The following is a 15,701-nucleotide window of genomic DNA, read 5'->3' as shown; positions in this document are numbered from 1 at the left end:
TGAATTTCAGTATAGCAAAGGGTTTTGGCGACGAAGCCCGCAGGTACGAACTGTTTCAATGTTTTACGAATGAGGGGACGTCAACGGACGCCCCTGGGATACCGGAAGGGAGGTAGGCTGCTCCAGGCGGTGAGGTTTATTGACCCACTTTGTACAGTTCGGGATCAATACCATGCTTTTTCACGATTTTGTAAAAATCTGAGCGATTACGGTCCGCCATGCGGGCGGCTTCCGGGATGTTGCCGTTGGTCATGCTCAGCAGCTTTTCCACGTACTCTTTCTCAAAGATTCGCTTGGCCTCGGACAGCGTCACCTCCTGATTCTGCTCGCGCTGAAAGCGGGGCAACGCCTGCTCGATCAACTGGCGGGAAATAACGGCGCCGGCATTAAGGGCGTGACATTTCTCGCTCAGGTTGATCAATTCGCGGATATTGCCCGGCCAGGAGTAGGAAATCAGGGCGTCCAGAGCGTCCGGCGCAATGCGCTTGCAGCTCTGGCCGTAGCGCTGGGCCACGCGCTCCATAAAATGGTTCAGCAGCAGAGGAATGTCCTCACGGCGCTCGCGCAAAGGCGGCAGCACCAGATTGACGACGTTGAGCCGGTAGTACAGATCCTCGCGGAATGTCTGCTCTTCGATCATGTTGAGCAGGTCTTTGTGGGTGGCGGAAACGATGCGAATGTCCACGTCGATATAGGTGGTGGAGCCGATAGGCTTGATTTTGCGCTCCTGCAGCACCCGCAGCAGTTTGACCTGCAGATGCATAGGCATGTCGCCAATCTCATCAAGGAATACGGTGCCGCCGTCAGCGGTTTCAAACAGACCCACATGATCGCGAACGGCCCCGGTGAAAGAGCCTTTTTTATGGCCGAAGAGTTCGGATTCCATCAACTCATCCGGAATGGCTCCGCAGTTGATCGGTATGAATGGCTTGTCCCGGCGCGGGCTGGCGTCATGAATCGCTTGCGCAAGCACTTCTTTACCGGTGCCGCTTTCGCCTTGAATCAAGACGTTAACGTCGCTTTGCGCCACCATTTTCGCCTGCTCCAGTAGCTGGTAGAGCTTGGCGCTGCGGGTGACGATGGATTGAAATACATTGGCGGCGCTTTCGTTGGCGGAGTGGCCAACCAGGGCTTTTTCGATGGTGGTGCGCAGCTCTTCTCGGTCCACGGGTTTAGTGAGGAAAGCGAAGGCGCCTTTTTGGGTGGCCACTACGGCCTCTGAAATCGAGCCGTGGGCGGTCAGCATGATGACCGGGGTTCCAGGCCAGTCCCGTTGGATATGCTCCAGCAGCTGAATGCCGTCCATACCGTCCATTTTCAGGTCGGAGATCACCAGTATCGGTTGCTTGCGGCGAATTTCCCGCAATGCTTCCTCGCCGCTTTCCACCAGTCGGGAGGCGTATCCTAACGCTTTCAGGCGCATAGACATCAATTGCAGTAACCCGGAGTCGTCATCGACGACGAGAATATCGTTGTTGCTGGCGATAGGATCGTTCATTTGGGAGACTCTTCCGTACGTTGGTTAATGCCTTCTTCGATGGCGCCTATGGCTTCGATAGTTTGTTCGAGCTTCAACTTCAGTTTCTGGTTATAAGCCAGCATGCGCTGCTGGGAGTCGGATACGTCCTGCATGAGCTTGATGAAACTCTGCGCGCCCCAATTCCAATCCTGATACTTACGCAGTGACTGCAATGCGGTTTGCATGACGCCGGGATAATAATCCGGCTCGCAACTGGCGATCATAATGGTCTCGAACGCTTCCGCCCGGTGTTTAGACGTCATGCGCTCCAGGCGTCGGGAGCGGGCTTCTTTGCTTCTTTGGCAGTGCTTGTCGCGTTGCTCAAGGATATCGGCGAGGTCAGGGTTGGGAACCCGCTCAAGCAACAGCGGCGAGTTGGGATCGCCTCCCACCGCGTTCGTCACCAACGCCAGGTTTTTACAACCTGACTGGACCAACAGGCCCAGGGCGACGCCAAGGGAAAAAATCACTTTTCTTGAGTTCAATGCTGTCATGTGTAATCCGTGAAACTGATATAAAAGCGGGTCCCATTGGGCTCTTCATCCATAACCTGTATATCGCCGCCAAGATGGCGCAGGCACTCGGCGACGATCGCCAGCCCGAGTCCGCTTCCTTTCGTCGCTCCCTGGCGCTTATTGTCGCCCTGGAAGAACGGCGTGAATATTTTTTCTTTGTCATGTTTGGAAATTCCAGGTCCCTGGTCGCGAACTTCCAACCACCATCCCGGCTGCTCGCCATCGGTTTCTTCTTTCCCCCACCCCAGAGCGATGCGGCTGCCGGGTGGAGAAAAATGAATGGCGTTGCTGAGCAGGTTATTGAAGATCATCTCCAATAGAACCGGGTCGCTCTCCACCTCGATGGAGGTCTTGGGTATTTCTATATAAACCTGATTGGCGTTGGCCAGCGAACGGTAGCGCTCAATCGACTTATGCAGGAACTCTGGCAGCTCCAGGGTTTGGCGTGGGCCGCCGGCGGCCAGGCGGACGCTGTTGAAATTCAGGAGCTGTTGAATCATTTCCTGCAAACGGATGGCGTTATCGAACAGGATCTCCACCACTTTTCTCTGCTCGCTGGTCAGTGGGCCGGGAATCTCTTCCGTCAACAGCGCGCTGGCTTCGAAAATCGCCGCCAGCGGGGTCTTCAGTTCGTGAGTAACGTGGCGCAAAAACGCGCTTTTCTGTTGCTCAATCAGCTCCAGGTTCTCACGCAGCCACTCCAGTCGCTTTCCCAGTACCTGAAATTCTTCCGGTCCTTCCACTTTGGCGCAGCCTTCCAGTTCGCCCTCTCCGATGCGGCGTATTGTCTGCGAGAGGTTGTTCAGGGGGCGCGTTATGACGTAGGACCAGATCACCATGATCACAAAGGAGGCCGGCAGGGCGAGCAAGCCCAGAATCGCCAGCCACCATTGGGTGGTGCGAAAGCCCTCTTTTTGCTCCGCCAGGGAGGCGTTCATGGCCTCATTGGCGAGAGCCGTGATATTGGAGGTAATCTCCGCCGCGCTGTTAAAAATAGCCGTCAGACGCCCCAGACTGTTTGCTTCAAATTCGGGTCCTACCACTTCATTGAGGGTTTCTTCGGCTGCAATCCCTTTGGGCGTCGACAGTTGCTCAGGCGCGGCGTCGCGCTTGGCAGGCGAGTTGATGGAAAGCGCGCTCCGGTGGGTGACCCGCAGCAACTGACTGACCATGTCGCTCATTTTGGCGGAGCCGATGTTGCGCTCCAGCGCCGTCGCCTGCTCCTGCAGCTTGGCGTACTTCTCTCCATAGATTTTCTCAAATCGCGCGTCCTGCAAGACGACAAACTGGCGCGCAGAGCGTTCCAGTTCTTTCACCAACTCTTGTAAAGCTGACATTTGCCGGTTAATCGCAGCGGTGGATTCCACCAATTCGTTCTGGCGACGGTTGTGCTTGTCCATCGACCAGATCGCGTAGCCAACCGCCACGATCAGCGGCGCCACGGCCAGCAGCATGCCCAGGGCCCACTGCCGGGTAAGAGAGATAGAGTAAAAAGGAAAACCCATTGGTCGTTTTTGCAATCCGGAAAGTTTTCGCAACCATACCGAGTTTTCTTCTTTATTCCTAGAGTTGCAAAAAAGCAACGCATTAACTTATTGAAATATATGGCTTTCTATTGGTTATGGCAAAACGGGCTGTGTCCGTTAGGCAACAGTTTACAAGCTTGAGGAAAAAGCGTTAACAAATGAAAATGTTTTTAACTATTTGATTTTAAATGGTTAAGTTTTTTGTGGATCGAAAATTGTTAGTGTTCTTGTATTGTTAATCGGACTGGCGATAACCAAGTCGCTTATCCATTTACTGATACTTGTCCATGACTTTATTAGTTCACGACCTTAAGAGGAGCCGCATCATGAAATCTCTGCTGACCATAATTCTGGCGCTGTGCGCTGCAGTTAGCGGAGCGCAGGCGGCGACGGTCGACAATCAGTTCGACATCACCATCCCAGGGTTTGTGGAAATGGACAAGGACGCGGACGCCTTGATCACCCGCTTTGAGGCGCGGAATCGACAGGATCTGATTGATGCTTTTGAGATGTTCGATATGGATCGGAGCGGAGATATCTCCCTGGTTGAATATGCGGACTTTATGTCTTCGGCGCATAACAAGTCGGCGTCTGTAAAGTCTGACGCCACGCCGGAAATCAGTTCGTAGCGCTATGTAGTGCTTAAAGAGTTATACGGCTGAAGAAGCTAACGAGCCCGGGAGGGGCCGTCGGGTTGGCTGTAAGGGAGAAGCAATATGTGTTCGAGAACGGTTACGCAATGGCTAAAGATGTTCGTCCTGGTGGCGCTTACCGCCGCAGCGATGGTCGCCAAAGCCAATGACAACGGACGCAGCCCCTTCGCCGAAGGGTGGAAGGAAGGGGTGATTCAAACCCGCTATTTATTGAACCCGGCATTGCGCGCCTTCGCAATCCAGGTGACGGTGATTCGCGACAGGGCCGTGTTAGAAGGCGATGTCGACACCGCGATAGAAAAAGTGCTGGCGGAGCAGGTTGCGCTTTCAGTCGATGGAGTGTCCCGGGTGGATAATCGACTGCTGACTTGCGAAGAACGCCAGGAAGCCGATCCCTCTTTTGAGCCGGCTCGTGATGAGGGGATATCTCCCCGTACTGAGTTTGGGATGAGGAGAGGGACTGGTGGAAGAAAATTACAGAAACCGCTTGGTGATTTAACCGGGCGCCCAAAGATAGGGAGCCGCCTAAGGAATGGTTGCCCCGCAATTAGATAGTAGAAATGAGGAAAAAACATGAAAAACCTGTCTAAATTCAGTTTGTTGGCGGCTGCTGTGATTGGTCTGTCCGCGTGTGCGTCCAGCCAGCCGGAGCCTGTGGTTGAAGAGCCGGTAGTGATTGAACCAGCACAGCCAGAGCCTGTGGTTGAGCCGGCCCCAGAACCCGTAGTGGAAGCAGCGCCAATGCCAAGCGCGAATATTGAATTTGCTTTCGACTCCGCCAAGATTGGCGCTGGCGAGCAAGGCGACCTGCAGCAGTGGGCGAGCTATATTCAGGAAGGCGCTTACAACCGTGTTGAAGTACACGGTCACGCAGACGACACGGGTTCCGCAGACTACAACCGCAAGCTGTCCGCTGATCGCGCCAACAGCACCGTACAGGCATTGCGCAATCTGGTTTCCGGACAGGTTGATTTCGTAGTGGTTCCTCACGGCGAAGAACAACCTCTGGCTGAAAACTCAAATGAGCAAGGCCGTCAGATGAATCGTCGCGTGGAAATTGTTCCACAGGGCGCGAGCCTCTAATCAGCTCTGAGTTCGCGACGGATTGCGTAACCTGAGCTGCCGACGCCGCAGGTCCGGCGTCGGAAACCATGTAAGCGCCCTGGTGTGAATAAATATCTCGCAGCAGGGCGTTTGCACTTTCGCAATTCCGTTGCGACACTTAGAATTCTGTTTCTTTCGTCAACGCGACGCGATGTCGCAGTAATAACTCCAACGAATCTCTTACTTAAGAAATGAGGAATGACTATGAAATCCAAACGCATGATTAAGCAAATTACCGCTGTATTGCTGAGCATGAGCATGTTCGTATTGAGCTTGCAGAGTGCTGCGGTGCGTGCGGCGATGGTCTCAACTGATACTCAGATTCAGGTTGAGCAGCAAAACTATGATCGCGAGCAGATTATGCGCATCACCGGCTCTGACGAGGCGAAAGAAGTGTTGCTGAGCCTGGGCGTAAGCCAGGAAGACGTTGAAGCTCGCGTAGCGAACATGACTGCGGATGAAATCGCGGAGTTCAACAAGCAAATCAATGAAATGCCTGCAGGCGCCAGCTCTGCTTTGGGCGTGATTCTGGTTATTTTTGTGATCTTGATCGTGCTGGATCTGCTGGGCGCCACCAATATTTTTCCAGTTATCAAGCCCATCGGCCGTTAAGGTGCGCTGAGCTTCTATGCGGTTTGGCGATAAACGTTGTTTGTAGTTCGGACATTGTTTAAGCAAATACACGCACAGGCCGTGGCGATTATAGTTGTAATCGCCGCGGCGCTCTCTGGCTGCGGCTCTCTGCCACAGTCGGCGGCGCTGATGGCGGAACCGCCCAGCGATATCCCCTTTCAGGCGGAACTTACCGCAACGCCTTTTTATCCCCAGTCTGAATATCAGTGTGGCCCGGCGGCATTGGCGACGGTGCTGACAACACCCGAACAGCCCGTTGCTCCTGACGATCTGGTTGGTTTGGTGTATGTGCCGGACCGGCAGGGGAGTTTTCAAGTGGAAATGGTAGCGGCGGCCCGCAGCTATGGGCGACTCGCCTATCCATTGCAGCCTGAAATAGAGAATATCCTGCGCGAAGTGGCTGCGGGACACCCTGTTTTGGTGTTCCAAAATCTGGGGTTGAGCTGGAGCCCGGTTTGGCATTTCGCTGTGGTGATCGGATATGACTTCGCCAGCGGGGAAATCATTCTGCGTTCAGGCGTCACTGAGCGTGAAACGCTGTTGCTGCGCACCTTTGAGCGTACTTGGAAAAATGGCGGCTATTGGGCGCGGGTCATTTTACCCCCCAGTGAGTTGCCCGCCACAGGAGAGCCTTTTCCTGTCGCGAAGGCGGCGCAGGACTTAGCGAACACCGGACACCCGCAGCAGGCCCGCGCCACTTACGCCGCGGCGGTGAAGCGTTGGCCGGACTCCGTTATTTTGCAACTGGGGTTGGGGAATCTCGCCTATGCCGCCAAAGATTACGCTGTGGCGGAGGCCGCTTTTCGACAGTTGGTGGCGCTGCAACCAAAGAAGGCGGAAGGCTGGAATAATCTGTCTTATGCGCTTGCCCAGCAAGGATGCGAGGTTGCGAAAGAAGCGGCGAAATGCGCCAGTGTGCTGGCCCCTGACGACGCCACTATCTCTACTACGGTGAAGGATGTGGCGAATATTTTGGCGCGCAAGGCGGCCGCCTCCTGTGCGATTCCTCAATGTCCCAGCCTGTAATCTAACTACCGCTGTTTAACGGGAACCCCACTGTGACGCGGGTTCCCTTGCCTCTCTCACTGTCGATACGCAGTTCGCCGCCATGGGCTTTGGCGATTTGTCGACATAGATAGAGCCCCAATCCAAGGCCGCCAGTGTGAGCGCGTGACTGGTCTCCGCGATAGAAGGGGTCTGTCAGCGCCGCTAAATGCGCCGATTCGACGCCTTGTCCTTTGTCCTCGACAATCAATTCACCATATTCCGGTAGCTGTCGCCAACTAGCGACAACGTCTTTGCCCTCTCCATGCTTCAACGCGTTATCTATGAGATTGGCCGCCAACAGTTTGAAGCGAACAGGGTCCAGGTACGTCTGGCTATTTGCGGAGCAATCCAGTCTGATCATGTCGCGCTGCCTGGCGAAGCGTTCATCGATCAGCTCACGTAGCAGTATGGCGGCGTCGACGTCGTGCAATTGGAGCGCGTGATGGCCTGTTTCCAGCCTTTCGCATTCCAGCAGTTCTGCGATCAGTCTGTCCATATGTTGTATTTCACGCACCAGTTCATCGCGCTGTTCTTCGTCATCGATCATTTCGCCAGCGACGCGCATGCGGGTGAGGGGGGATCTGAGCTCATGGCTGATAGCCAGCAACAGCTGCCGTTTGGCGTTAAGCATGGATTCAATTTGCGCGGACATGGTGTTGAAGGTGTCGCTCAATTGCCCCAGCTCATCCTGCCTCAGGGTGGGGATGCGTTGCTGGAAGTCGCCGCCAGCCACCTTTTGCGCAGCCTGGTTCAGCCAGCCGATAGGCTTGAGTAACCGTTTAATGCTCAGAAAGCAGAGAAAGATCACCAGTAAGATCGACAGCAGCAGGGCGACGCCGGTGAACGTCAGGCCGTTTTCGCCCTCAAATGGCCTAGCGTAGAAATAGATGGTGGCGTCGGGGCGCGGAATACGCAGGACAAAGTAGCGTCTCCAATGGGTATATTCGATACGTCCATCGCCGGCGTCGCGAAACTCCAGGTTCGCACTGGCGAATGGAGGCGCTTCGGACATCCAGGCTCCATCGGTATTCTGGATGCTGACCTGAGTATGGGTGCGGTTCTCTATGGAGGCTATGAGCGCCGAGTCGTAAGGAGGCTGAATGTCTTTGCTGAGGGAGTAAAAGTAATCCGAAAAAATATCTTTCCAGAAAACATGGGCGCGTTCCTGCGAAATATTCTGGAAAGCCGCCACGATAAGCACCAGGACTGCAAAGGCGGCGGCCAGAAATATCAAAATCAGCCTGACTGACAGAGAGTGCCGACGTTTTCGTTTATGTTTGAGCATTACAGCGCTTCTCCGGTAAATCGGTAGCCAGCCCCCCAGACAGTCTTTATGAACTCCCTCTTACTTTTAGTCTTCATTTTTTGACGCAGGCGACTGACCGTAATATCGATAGCGCGGGAGAACAGCTCTACTTCTGTACCTTTGAGATTGTTCATAATCTCGTCGCGGGAAAACACTTTACCGGGAGCCGAGGCGAATAATTGAAGCAGGCGAAACTCAGACGTGGTCAGTGTAAGCGGGCGTCCAGCCACAAGCGCCTCCTGGGTCGTCGGGTTAATTTCCAGATCGCGGAACTGCATTAGAGGCGAGGGCTTTTCCACCGAGACGTGACGACGGGTAATGCTTTGGATGCGTGCGGCGAGCTCTCTTGGTTCAAAGGGCTTTGGCAGGTAGTCATCGGCGCCTAACTCCAAACCAACGATACGATCCGTTACTTCACCGCGGGCCGTCAGCATGATGATTGGTGTCGTGTAGTCGTGGCGAAGTTTACGGCACACGGCAAATCCGTCTTCCTCCGGCAACATGACGTCCAGAATAATCGCGTCGGGCTGGCTTTGCTTTAATTGCGCGTAGGCGATTGACGGCACGGAAGCGTGTCGAAGCTCCCAGCCAAAACGCTGAAAGTAGCGGTTTAACAGGCGCGCCAGGTCATTATCGTCATCAATCAGCAACAAGTTCATAAGCATTCGTAGCGGAAAAAGGGGAAACCGGAATTACATGATAGTGCGACTGTAACCGGCGCTGTAGCGGCAAAGTTTCAAGGATTTGTTTCTCTGCCGGGAAACTCCTTTTTTATCATGGGGATAAATCGTTACAAAGTGAAACAAGCCGATACGGCGGTGAAAAGAATMCCCGCCGGCGTAATCCTACACTGGGCACGTTGATCATCATGTTAAACATCACGAGGAAACGCGCTATGAAAATGGGCAAGCACGTCAGAAAACCAATGTTGTTGATACTGGTCGCCGCCATGTCTTTAGGAGCGATGGCCTGTCGCTATGACCCAGAGAAACGCTGGGAGCACGCCAAAGAGTGGGTCAGCGATGAACTTGAACTCAATGCGGAACAACAGGTCATCCTGGATGAACTGCTTGCGCAGATCCAGGCGTCGAAACAGAAAATGAAATCAGAGCGGGAAGGCGCCCATGATTTTCTGATTGCGCAGATCAACAGCGAGCAGCTGGATGAAGCAAAAGTCCTGACAGCGTTCGAAGCGCATCAACAGCAAATGAATGAAGCGGTCGCCAGCGTACTGCCAACTCTTACCCGGCTCCACAGCACCCTGACTCCAGAACAGAAAGCCACGCTGGTAGAGTTTATAGAAAAACACGGCAAACGTGGGTTTCATGGGGGAAGAGACTGGTAAGCAACAGCTTTATAAAGGCCCTTTGACGCGGGCCTTTTCTTCCGTCTTCTTGTCGCAGCAAATATAAGATTCCGTGATCTCATCACTACGCGGTTACTTATGACATTCTGAGCTTTCAGTCGGTATCTCTGAGTATCAAAAAGCACCATGAAAGCTTTTGTGATTAGGCTTGGTTTCCTTCCCGATAACCCGTTTTTTTTGCATCACTTCTGCTACGGCGTCCGATCAGCCGATTTCATTGTATAGGCTGACGCTATACATTCATCTACAACGACTTGGCTTTCAATACAGTATATCCCGTGGGGATTGTCCGGCTGCGGTATTGCGCAGATTACACAATCGTTTACATAGGATTGCCCGCTGGGGTTTGGTTTAAAGTTTTCCTGCTACTAAACTCAAGATATGAGAAAAAAGTCGGCCACATATAGAACCTGTTAGATGTGAAGGAAGGTTGCGCAATGTTAGAAACCGAAGACCAGTTATGTGAGATTCTCAGTGGGATCGGTTATGACGAACATGAAGTCGTGATGATGGATGTGCCGGGCGTTGCACGGAAGGCCTTCGCTGTTGAAATTACCGCCGGAGAGGCGATGGATTTGTGGGCGGAATTTCGTTCTATTTCCGAGCAGACCGGCATGTGGCCGGTGTTGCATGCATGCTGGTTGAATGACGCCGGCAGCTGGCGCGAGGCGGTGCTCAACGAGGATGCGTTTATGCGTCGTCCTTATGGGTGGGAGCCGTCGGGAGCGGATCGGGATCTCTCGCCGCAGGCGATCTGCGCCGGTGTAGAGATGGCTGACATACAGGCGGTCCTGGTGGCCCATAATCGCCTGTACTCCGAAGATCTGGAGGAGAATTTCGAGTACAGCATCGGCCATACCAAAGAGCGTTTTGGCAAAGTGCCTTCTCTGGATGAAATCAATAAGTTGATCGCCGAGAAGCGGATCACCAGCTACTTTGAATTCGAGCGCTGGATGTTGGAGTGGGAGATTCAATACTCAGGCGCCAGCGATGTGCTGGAGCCTGAGTACTGCGACCATATCGACTGGTACGAGCCTCAGGGTCAGGCGCAGGCATTGATACTGTTGCCGACGACAAAACCCTGGGAGGCGCTTGCGTATATGCATTGGTATGGCGCCGAGAATGTGGGGTCGGAAGCCTCTATCGCCATGTTGCGGCACTGGCATGACAAGTACGGCGCAGAGCTGGTGGCCCATTACGGCACCATGCTGCAATTCAACGCCAAGTCGGGGCCAAAGGATATTTTCGAGTCCTTCGATCTGGCCTTTGAACAGGAAGCGCTGGCGCCTTGCACCACAGCGCTGGCGGGGGTTCTCCTGCGTGATCACGCCCGTTCGCTGATGAAAACCCGCCGCTGGTTTTTACACGAACGTCCCTGATCTTCAACGCCGATAAATAATCTTATCCCCCCGGCGTCAGCCGGGGTCAATCCTGCTCTAACAAACGCGGCCCTGGGCCCTGCGCCGCCAACTCGTCCCAGGGATTGCGCAACGGGCAATCCTCCATCGACAGACAGCCGCAACCGATGCAGTCATCCAGCTGATCCCTTAACTGAGTGAGTTTGAGTATCCGGTCATTCAGCACTTGTTTCCATTGTTCTGATAAGCGTCGCCAGTCCGCCGCGCTGGGCGCGCGACCTTCGGGCAGAGTGGATAAGGCCTCTTTGATCGCAGACAAGGGCACGCCGGTACGCTGCGCCACCTTGATGATCGCCACTCTCCGCAGGACGCCTCTTGGATAACGACGCTGATTTCCGGAGTTGCGACTGCTCTTCAGCAATCCTTTGGATTCGTAGAAATGCAGGGTGGAAACGGCGACGCCGCTGCGTTTCGCCACTTCGCCGACGCTGAGCTCTTTGTAAGCGTTACTGGCGTTGAGCTTCGCCATGAAAATACCTCTTGACCTAAAGTTAAGTTGAGGTTTTACACTGCCGCAGACTTGATAACAACCTCTTTGGAGTAATGATTTATGGGTGGTGATATTAACGTGGCGTTGATCTATGGCAGCACTCGGGAAGGGCGCTTCTGCGACAAAGTGGCGCGCTGGGCTGGCGGACGCATTCTTGGTCGTCAGGGGCTGAATCTGGATATGATCGACCCGGCGGAACTGGCGCTGCCCCCCTATCATCAGCGTGAGCGTCCTCCTGAGGTCGAAGCCTTATGTCATCGCGTGGGACTGGCGGATGCGTTCGTCATCGTGACGCCGGAATATAACCACGGCTATCCTGCGCCCTTGAAGTTCGTCATTGACTCCGTGAACAGCGAGTGGCGCGCCAAGCCGGTGGCGTTTGTGTCCTATGGCGGTATTTCCGGCGGCCTGCGGGCGGTGGAGCAGTTGCGTCTGGTGTTTGCGGAGCTGCACGCGGTGACTGTGAGGGATACCGTCAGTTTCGCCAGCGCCTGGGAGCAGTTTGATGAGCATGGCGAACTGTTGGCCCCTGCGCGCGCGCAAACGTCCATGGACATTATGTTGGACCGACTGGTCTGGTGGGCGCAGGCGTTACAAGGGGCGCGTCAGACGACGCCTTATGATGGCAAACAGGCCGCCTGATGGCGTTCGTCAGGGGGCGGGGCGTCGGCGCAAAAACAGCGCCATCGCTCCCAGCCCCAGAAGCGCGATATAAGCAGGTTCTGGCGCGGCCAGATTCGGCTGCGGCGCCGACTGCGCGTTGGCGTGGTAAATCGGCAGGTTCGCACCCGGTAATTGGGTCTCGGCTTCAACCGGGATCTGAGTCTGATCGCCAACGTTGGCTTGCGTCGCCAGTGTAGACGCCGACGCTGTTGCGCAAAGCGATGAGGCCGCAATGAATAGAATTGCTTTGAACTGCATAAGCCTTTTATCTTCAGTGAGTTGAACGAATATTGAGTGACGGGGATTCTCTCCCAGAGAGAGCTGAAATGATACCTTTTGCTACGACATAGAATGTCGTAACAGTGGCGAATGAATGAAATTCAAAGGGCGCGATATACAGGCAATCCTGGATAGAGAGCTGGCTGCCACTGACGCTCGGCCGCACTCCCTGTCTGGATTTAGGGGTGACGATCTCCGTGAGAGACTGCTTAAACCCTGGCTTCGATGTAACCCGTCAGCGTCTCACACCAAGCCTTTTTCCCTTGCGATGGCCAGCGCTTGCGTTCGACGCCGCGCCCCTAGTTTGGCGTAGATGTTGCGTAAGTGTGTCTTTACCGTGGAGGCGGCGATATTTAACGCGAGTGCGATTTCCTCATTGCTGCGCCCTGCGGACAGGTGATTCAGAATGGTGGTCTCCCGTTGGCTGAGTTCCTCCAATAACGGAGATTTGCTGTGGCCAGATTGCGGGCGGACCTGAGAAGGGGAATAAGCCATCAGTTCTGAGATAAAAGTCGCTGCCTGTCCGCGTCGCGCCATGTTCATTAATAGCGGTTGCAGGAAGCTGATTTCTTCCCGGAAGGGGCGACGCACACCGAGAGGCGCTGCGGCGTTGACGGCCTGAGAGAGAAACTCTCTGGCGCTGCTGGGGCGCGCCTGGGCCAGCTCATTGAGACAGCAAAGCACCAGCAGGTTGATGGAAAAGTACAGATTGCCGGCTTTCTGGATAAGAGTGAGACGATCCATTAGCAGGTCCAGTTCGTCCGCCTGTTGATAGATTTTGATGCGAGCGTACATCATCAGCTCAATGGTTTGTCGTTGTAAATTGACGATGGGCGCCTGGGTATCATAAGTCGCCGCCCACTGCGCCAAAGGGAAGGGGTTGCCTGACAATGCGTCGAGAAGAACTTTGAGCGTGGCGGGACTGGGGACGACAAAATTCCACTGCGTGAAGTGTTGCTGAAAATAGGCGTCCAACTGATTCAGCGCCTTTTCCGCCTGCTGATAGTCTTGCTGAGCCAGACGCAGGGCGAACTCGCCCCATTTATGATACACCCGGTCCACCGCCATGACTCGGTCGTCGGTGGCGTCCCACAGACGCTCCAACTCCTGATTGGCCGCCTCGGGTTGTTCTAACTCAATCAGAATCAACAGGCGTAGATAGTGCAAGGCGCCCCAGTTTGGCAGACAGTGCATGTGGCGGCTTTCCAGCCAGGACTGCTGTTCCTCCAGCAGCTCTTTGGCGAATTGCAGCTTGCCTTGTTGCAGAAGCACAGGGATCAACCAGGATAGGGTGGCGAGCAGGCAGAAGCCTTCCTCATATTTACGACTGCTGCGCAGGGCGCGCATCAGCAGATATTGCGCTGCATGCAGCGAGCCGCGGATGTATTCGTCCGCCCCCAGGCCCTGAAACAGCCAGGCGGTGAAGGGCGAATCCTGTTCCGGTAGAAAGTCGCGGGTTTGCTCAAGCTGTTCGGTGGCGTGCTCGGGTCTATCCGTCATCCGGGCGATGTGGCTGCGGCCGAGAATGATCATGCATTTCAGTTCTCTGACGGACTCGGATTCCTGCAATCCATATTGGCGTTTCAGCTGCGCCAGTGTGTGTGGATTCTCGGATTGCTCCAGCATGGCGTCCACATAGCGTTCGGCCAGATCCAGGTCGGCCTCTACGTCGTCGAAACGCATCCGCGTCAACTGTAGAAACGCCCTCTGGACCAGGAGTTTAGGATAACGATGCAGTTGCTCTTGGGGGATTTTCGCCAGCAGGCGCGCCACCAGCGGATAATGTCCCATGCGCAGAATTTCCGGCAGCGCGCGGCCTGCGCATAAAGCGGTTTGCTCCCAGTCGCCAGCCAGAGTCCATTGTTCCATAGCCTCTAAAAAGTAACCTTGCTCTGCATACCATTGTGCGGCCTGTCCGTGCAGAGCTTGCCGTTCTCCGGGCGGGCGGTCCTGATTGCGCAATTGCAGCCAATCCCTCAACAAATCGTGGAAGCGATACCAGGCGCCGTCGGCGCTGGTTTCGGATAGAAACAGCTGTCGCTTCAACAAAGTTTCCAGCAACAAGGCGGCGTCGAGGCCGGGACAAAGCTGGTTGGCGAGCTGCAGGTTGAAACGGGGAACCAGGGCCAGATTCAACAAGCCTGTCTGCACCCAGTCGTCCTGCTGCTGAAAACACTCTTCCGCCAGATAGGCGGCCACGTTCTCCGGCGGCGCGCTTAGCGACAGCAGCCGATTGGCGGGTTGCGACTGCAGGTTCAAACCATACAGTTGCAATGCGCCGATCCAGCCTTCGGTAAGGCGATGCAGTTTCTTCATGTCCGATGCATCCAGTCTTATCCCCAGGCGGGTTTGCAGAAATTGCGGCGCTTCGGTTTCAGAGAGGCGCAGATGTTCCGCATTCAGCAACAGAACGCTGTCGCGGACCTGACGACGGGGTATATGCAGCGCAGGTATCGTGCGACTGATCAGAGCCACGTGAAGATAAGGCGGAAGGTGATCCAGAAAGTAATCCAGCTGCTGCAACAAGGCTGGGTCGTTGAGGTAATGCACATCATCAATCGCCACCAGCATGCTTTCCGGGCGTCGCCAGGTGCGTCCCAGTTGCGTCAACTCGTCCAGCAGGCTGCGCACAGCGTTCAAGGCGTCGTCATCCACGGACAGGATGCGCGCGCTGCGTGGCCCGATTTTAGGGAAGACGGATTCGAATCCCGCGCATACATAACGCCAGAATATGCCGGGGGCATTGTCCTGTTCATCCAGGGCGTACCACAGGTAGGGAAGCTGTTCGCGATGAAGGAACTGCGCCAGCGCGGTGGTTTTGCCAAAGCCCGGCGGCGCCGACACCAATGTGACCGGCTTTCTTATTATGCCGCCAAGTCGTTGCTGTAAGGCGTCCCGAGGCAGAAGTTGCGCGGGAAGTTGAGGCGGTTGCAGTTTGCTTGTGAGGATCATGATGATTGCCGCGACGTCCTGAGTCGCGCTCAGTATCCGACTGGTCCCCAACGTCTCGCAAGGGAAATGCGTGAGCGCGTCATCAGGAATGTCGAACAATTCCCGTTTTGAATCATATAAGTACGCCTTTTGGTGGAGGGCTGCGAAGCCGACTGCGGGCATTGCGATGCCTTCGGGCGGCGCCTATAGTGTCTCACTGGAATCCATAACAACCCATAACCTTAACCCCA

16 protein-coding genes are annotated in these 15,701 nt (G+C 54.9%); 8 read left to right on the top strand and 8 right to left on the bottom strand.

All coding sequences use genetic code 11. From position 1 onward, the window contains the following. Positions 1-136: 136 nt before the first annotated feature. Genes KP814_RS20640 through KP814_RS20630 form a run of 3 tightly spaced genes read right to left on the bottom strand, consistent with a single transcriptional unit; the run spans position 137 to position 3,539 of the window. A complete protein-coding gene (locus KP814_RS20640; protein ID WP_127973037.1) occupies positions 137-1,498 on the bottom strand; it encodes a sigma 54-interacting transcriptional regulator in 1,362 nt (453 codons plus the stop codon). Continuing rightward, on the bottom strand, positions 1,495-2,013 hold the full coding sequence (locus KP814_RS20635; protein ID WP_216738549.1) for a hypothetical protein: 519 nt from the start codon (positions 2,011-2,013) through the stop codon (positions 1,495-1,497). Before KP814_RS20635 ends, KP814_RS20640 begins: the two co-directional genes overlap by 4 nt. Next, positions 2,010-3,539, bottom strand: a complete 1,530-nt coding sequence (locus KP814_RS20630) for a HAMP domain-containing sensor histidine kinase (protein ID WP_216738548.1) — start codon at positions 3,537-3,539, stop codon at positions 2,010-2,012. The genes KP814_RS20635 and KP814_RS20630 overlap by 4 nt, the downstream gene beginning before the upstream one ends. A gap of 347 nt (positions 3,540-3,886) precedes the next feature. Here KP814_RS20630 and KP814_RS20625 point away from each other — a divergent pair, with 347 nt between their 5' ends. From KP814_RS20625 to KP814_RS20605, 5 genes are all read left to right on the top strand, one after another. After that, a complete protein-coding gene (locus KP814_RS20625; RefSeq protein ID WP_216738547.1) occupies positions 3,887-4,189 on the top strand; it encodes a hypothetical protein in 303 nt (100 codons plus the stop codon). A gap of 87 nt (positions 4,190-4,276) precedes the next feature. Further along, the gene (locus KP814_RS20620; RefSeq protein WP_216738546.1) at positions 4,277-4,768 is read left to right on the top strand and encodes a BON domain-containing protein; all 492 of its coding nucleotides are present in this window, start codon (positions 4,277-4,279) and stop codon (positions 4,766-4,768) included. An 18-nt stretch (positions 4,769-4,786) separates the two neighbouring features. Continuing rightward, entirely contained in the window at positions 4,787-5,296 is a 510-nt protein-coding gene (locus KP814_RS20615; protein WP_216738545.1) for an OmpA family protein, read from the top strand. 225 nt (positions 5,297-5,521) lie between these two features. Then, complete coding sequence (locus KP814_RS20610; protein ID WP_216738544.1) at positions 5,522-5,929, top strand: PA2779 family protein; 408 nt, start codon at positions 5,522-5,524, stop codon at positions 5,927-5,929. 81 nt (positions 5,930-6,010) lie between these two features. Beyond that, positions 6,011-6,976: a PA2778 family cysteine peptidase gene (locus tag KP814_RS20605; protein WP_216738543.1), complete on the top strand. Its 966-nt coding sequence runs from the start codon at positions 6,011-6,013 to the stop codon at positions 6,974-6,976. Between the two features lies 1 nt (position 6,977). Here the strand turns inward: KP814_RS20605 and KP814_RS20600 are convergent, their stop codons facing one another. Continuing rightward, positions 6,978-8,282: a HAMP domain-containing sensor histidine kinase gene (locus KP814_RS20600; RefSeq protein WP_216738542.1), complete on the bottom strand. Its 1,305-nt coding sequence runs from the start codon at positions 8,280-8,282 to the stop codon at positions 6,978-6,980. Continuing rightward, on the bottom strand, positions 8,282-8,962 hold the full coding sequence (locus tag KP814_RS20595; protein ID WP_216738541.1) for a response regulator transcription factor: 681 nt from the start codon (positions 8,960-8,962) through the stop codon (positions 8,282-8,284). The genes KP814_RS20600 and KP814_RS20595 overlap by 1 nt, the downstream gene beginning before the upstream one ends. A gap of 236 nt (positions 8,963-9,198) precedes the next feature. Between KP814_RS20595 and KP814_RS20590 the strand changes: the two genes are divergently transcribed. Both KP814_RS20590 and KP814_RS20585 read left to right on the top strand, forming a co-directional pair. Further along, positions 9,199-9,648 carry a Spy/CpxP family protein refolding chaperone gene (locus KP814_RS20590; RefSeq protein WP_216738540.1) on the top strand — a complete coding sequence of 150 codons (450 nt, stop codon included), beginning with the start codon at positions 9,199-9,201 and terminating at the stop codon, positions 9,646-9,648. Positions 9,649-10,106: 458 nt separating this feature from the next. Beyond that, positions 10,107-11,048 (top strand): DUF4253 domain-containing protein, encoded by a 942-nt coding sequence (locus KP814_RS20585; protein WP_216738539.1) that lies wholly within the window; start codon positions 10,107-10,109, stop codon positions 11,046-11,048. A 46-nt stretch (positions 11,049-11,094) separates the two neighbouring features. On the opposite strand, the gene soxR is transcribed toward KP814_RS20585, so the two are convergent. Then, positions 11,095-11,556 carry a redox-sensitive transcriptional activator SoxR gene (soxR, locus tag KP814_RS20580; protein WP_216738538.1) on the bottom strand — a complete coding sequence of 154 codons (462 nt, stop codon included), beginning with the start codon at positions 11,554-11,556 and terminating at the stop codon, positions 11,095-11,097. An 81-nt stretch (positions 11,557-11,637) separates the two neighbouring features. Between soxR and KP814_RS20575 the strand changes: the two genes are divergently transcribed. Beyond that, positions 11,638-12,219 (top strand): NADPH-dependent FMN reductase, encoded by a 582-nt coding sequence (locus tag KP814_RS20575; RefSeq protein ID WP_216738537.1) that lies wholly within the window; start codon positions 11,638-11,640, stop codon positions 12,217-12,219. Between the two features lie 9 nt (positions 12,220-12,228). On the opposite strand, the gene KP814_RS20570 is transcribed toward KP814_RS20575, so the two are convergent. Beyond that, positions 12,229-12,498 carry a PEP-CTERM sorting domain-containing protein gene (locus KP814_RS20570; protein ID WP_216738536.1) on the bottom strand — a complete coding sequence of 90 codons (270 nt, stop codon included), beginning with the start codon at positions 12,496-12,498 and terminating at the stop codon, positions 12,229-12,231. Between the two features lie 264 nt (positions 12,499-12,762). Then, positions 12,763-15,633, bottom strand: coding sequence for a LuxR C-terminal-related transcriptional regulator (locus KP814_RS20565; RefSeq protein WP_216738535.1), 2,871 nt, complete (start codon positions 15,631-15,633; stop codon positions 12,763-12,765). Between the last annotated feature and the right edge of the window lie 68 nt (positions 15,634-15,701).

The sequence above is a fragment of the Hahella sp. HN01 genome (assembly GCF_018986435.1).
Lineage (GTDB): Bacteria > Pseudomonadota > Gammaproteobacteria > Pseudomonadales > Oleiphilaceae > Hahella.
This window is presented reverse-complemented; position numbering and strand designations above follow the sequence as displayed.